This is a genomic window from Planctomycetota bacterium, assembly GCA_038746835.1.
GTDB lineage: Bacteria > Planctomycetota > Phycisphaerae > Tepidisphaerales > Tepidisphaeraceae > JBCDKH01.
Genome location: JBCDKH010000279.1, coordinates 1 through 3,185 on the forward strand (window position 1 = coordinate 1; position 3,185 = coordinate 3,185).

Below are 3,185 nucleotides of genomic sequence, written 5' to 3' on the forward strand. Positions count from 1 at the left end.
ATCAGGAACGCCATCTGGCTCTCCGTCGGCCGGGTCGTCCGCGTGATGCCGGAGTGCTCCTTCTGCAACGTCGTCAGAAGCACTTGCGGGTTGATGTCGTACTGCAGTCCGGCATCAACGACGACCTGAGCCAGATCGAACGTGGTTCCATCGACATCCAATCGCGGCACCCTGAAGTAGCTGCCCTGGTCCTGAAGGAACGCCCGAACCTCGGGAACCGTCATCGAGTCGCCGAACTCGAGCTGGCCGTCGGTGAGGAAGACCTCTGACGGGCCGACCACGAGGAGTCGACGGGCTTCGAGCGGTTCGGTAAAGGCTGGTGTATCAGACATAACGCGTGGTCTTATAGAAGCTTACCCGATGAGACGCCTCGCCACCACGGAAGGTTCGCACAAACGGCCGTCAAGACTCGTCGTCTCCGGCGAACAGGTCGCTCGCAGGCGTTGCCAGCACCGTCCCGAACTGAGCCCGCAGCAGACCGAAGTCGGCGAGGTCGACCCGGCCGTCGTAGTTGAAGTCGCCGTCGCTGAAGACGGCGGTATTCGAGCCGAAGTTGGACCGCAGCACGCCGAAGTCGGCGAGGTTGACCGTCCGATCGCGATTGGCATCGCCCGCAAGGACGAAGAAGTCGACCGACGCGTCGATCGACAGCGGATTGCCTGCGGCATCTTCGACGTCACCCGCCGCGAGTGTCGCGCGGTAGTTGCCGTCAGGCAGCCCGTTGGCCTCAATCGTCCAAGCCGCCGAGAAGCCATCGGGGGCGATGTCGAGTACGACTGACGCAGTAACCGGTAGGCCGGTGTCGAGATCGGTGAGCTGCAGATCGCCCGTCGAGAGCGAGGCAGAGACGTCCTCGTCAAAGTCGAACGTCACCGCCTGCACCGTGTCGAAGTCGAACGACGAAGCGACGGATTCCGGACTCCGCCGGTCCAACGCGTCGAGGCCGAAGAACGTCAGCACGCGCGACATCACCTCGGCCCGGTCGGCGTCGCCGAGGATCGACTCGAATGGCACGGCCAGAGTGACGACCTTCGCATCCGCCTGAGCGTCACCACCGGACCAAGCGACGCCGGCCGTCCCGCCCGTGCCGCCGATGTAGGTCAGGGCAGTCGTTCCGCCTGCAACGGGCAGGAGTCGATCGGGCAAGTCAGCGTCGTAGCGATCGTCGCCGTCGCTGAAGTCAAGGGCGAGACCTTCGAACAGCGTCCCGTTCGCACCAGCGACCGTGTAGGTGCCGGCGTCATCGGAAAAGTGCGTCGCCTTGAGCGTGTCGTTGAAGAAGACAAGGTCCGACGTCGTTCCGTTGGCGACGAGGTCCCAGCCGATATCGGTGCCACTCGTGAACAGCTTGCCGCCACCGGCGACATACGACGACACCGCCGCCTGCTCGGACGCGTTGAACGTGTCGTTGCGCGTTGCCTCTTCGCCGAGGAGCCAGACTACCGCGTCGTAGTTGGCGAGATCGACGAAGCCGTCGGCGACCGCTTCGTTTTCAACGGCGTCGAAGGCGATGCTGGCATCACCAAACGCGGCCACCGCGCGGCCGGCGTCGGCGAGGTAGTCGAACGTGTTGACAAGCCGCGGGTTCACACGCTCATCGCTGCCGCCAACCGCGCCGCTGTTGCCGGGCGAGAAAAACAGCGACCGGTTTTCGACAGGGTTCTGCTGCCTTTCGACGCGATCGAAGCCGTTGACGAGCAGGACGCGTGGTTCGTCGCCCGTCACCGTCGGCCTTGCGGCTGTCACCCGCGACGGCAGCGAGCGTCCGCCGGTGTTGCTGGCCTCGACGCGGAAGAAGAACGCGTCGTCCGCCGACGCGTCTGGAAGTGCGGCTACGAGCTCAGTCGTCGTCACACGAATGGCGGTTTGGAGCGCGGAGACCTCGCGAACCGGAGCGAAGCCATTGCCATCCGTCGACGCGTAGACAACAAAGCTGGTCGGTGCGTCGCCCGTCGCATCCGAAACGGCACCGGCCTGCCAGAACAAATCGACCGCACCCGGACCGGCAGTCACCGCGCGGAGGTCACGCGGGGCATCGGGCAGCGTCACGCCCGAAACTGTCAGGGGGCTGAAGCTGTCGAAGTACTTGAGCGTCGCGTGGTAGCTCGAGCGCCCGACGGCATCGCGCACCTTCGGGTCACGCATGAGTTCTGCGTCCACGGCGTTGTCATGGAAGGCGACCTCAACGATCGTCGCGTCCATCTCGCCGTTGAAGCGGCTGTTGCGGATCTCGCCAAAGCTGCTGGCGAACGTCGGCGGGCGGCGGACCCACTCGTGCTCGAACGGACTGTCGACGGCCGTCGTGAGGTCGACCAGATCGTCCTCGATCTCGTTGGCAGTGAGCGCTGCCCAGGTCGCCTGGTTGGGCGTCGCCCCGCCGGATCCGGAGTTGATCAGACTGACGGTGCCGCGAGCTGTTCCGTTGGCGGTGGCGTTGGAGTGGTAGCCGAGGTAGATCGCCCGACCGAACGGCGCGGCGTTCATGTGGGCCGAGAACACCGCCGGCGTCCCGACGTTGGCCCCCTCGTCGTCGCCGAAGACGGTGCGCAGGTTGTTAAAGTTGATGCCCTGCCCGACCATCGCTTCGAGCCAGTAGAGGCTGGCCTCATCTTCGCGCGGGACGCCGCTCGTTACGCCGTTGCGGGCGACATCGCCCATGCCGTTGCCGAAGCGGATGGCGTCGGCGATGACGACATTGCCGCCCGACCCGTCGTTGTCGTTGCTGATCGTCACCGAGCCGGCGGTGCCGGCATCAAAGTGGAAACTGCCGAGGTAGACCCAGCCCTTGCCGACAAGGCGGTGGTCAACGCGGACGTCGCTCGTTCCGCCGGAGTGCTCGACGGTGTAGAGCTGATTCGTGCGATTCGTGCCGTCGAGTACCCAGGTGTAGACGGGGTAGATGCCGGCCTCGGGGATGTCCGGTCGATACGAAGCCGTCGCCGTCTGGACGCTGTTCGTCGCGGCGAAGCGGTAGGCGACGTCGCCGGGGTCGCCGTAGTAGATGGAGCTCCCGCTGGTCGACCACCCACCGCTGAACGTGACACCGGCCCCACCCGGACTCGTCGCGATGTCATCATTGTCGACGATGACCTCATTGTGCTGATCGCCGACCGGCCGAAGCGGGACGACTGTCGCCCCGGAGCGCCACAAGTAGTCGGCGTAGTACTGGAGCTGGTCTTGGTTCC

General features: G+C 65.2%; 2 protein-coding genes. Both read right to left on the reverse strand.

The genetic code is table 11. The annotated features are described in order from the left end of the window. Positions 1-332: hypothetical protein (locus tag AAGI46_16565; GenBank protein MEM1013820.1), on the reverse strand; the 332-nt coding region annotated here is incomplete at its 3' end. Positions 333-402: 70 nt separating this feature from the next. Next, the coding region (locus AAGI46_16570; protein ID MEM1013821.1) for a hypothetical protein at positions 403-3,185 on the reverse strand (2,783 nt) is incomplete at its 5' end.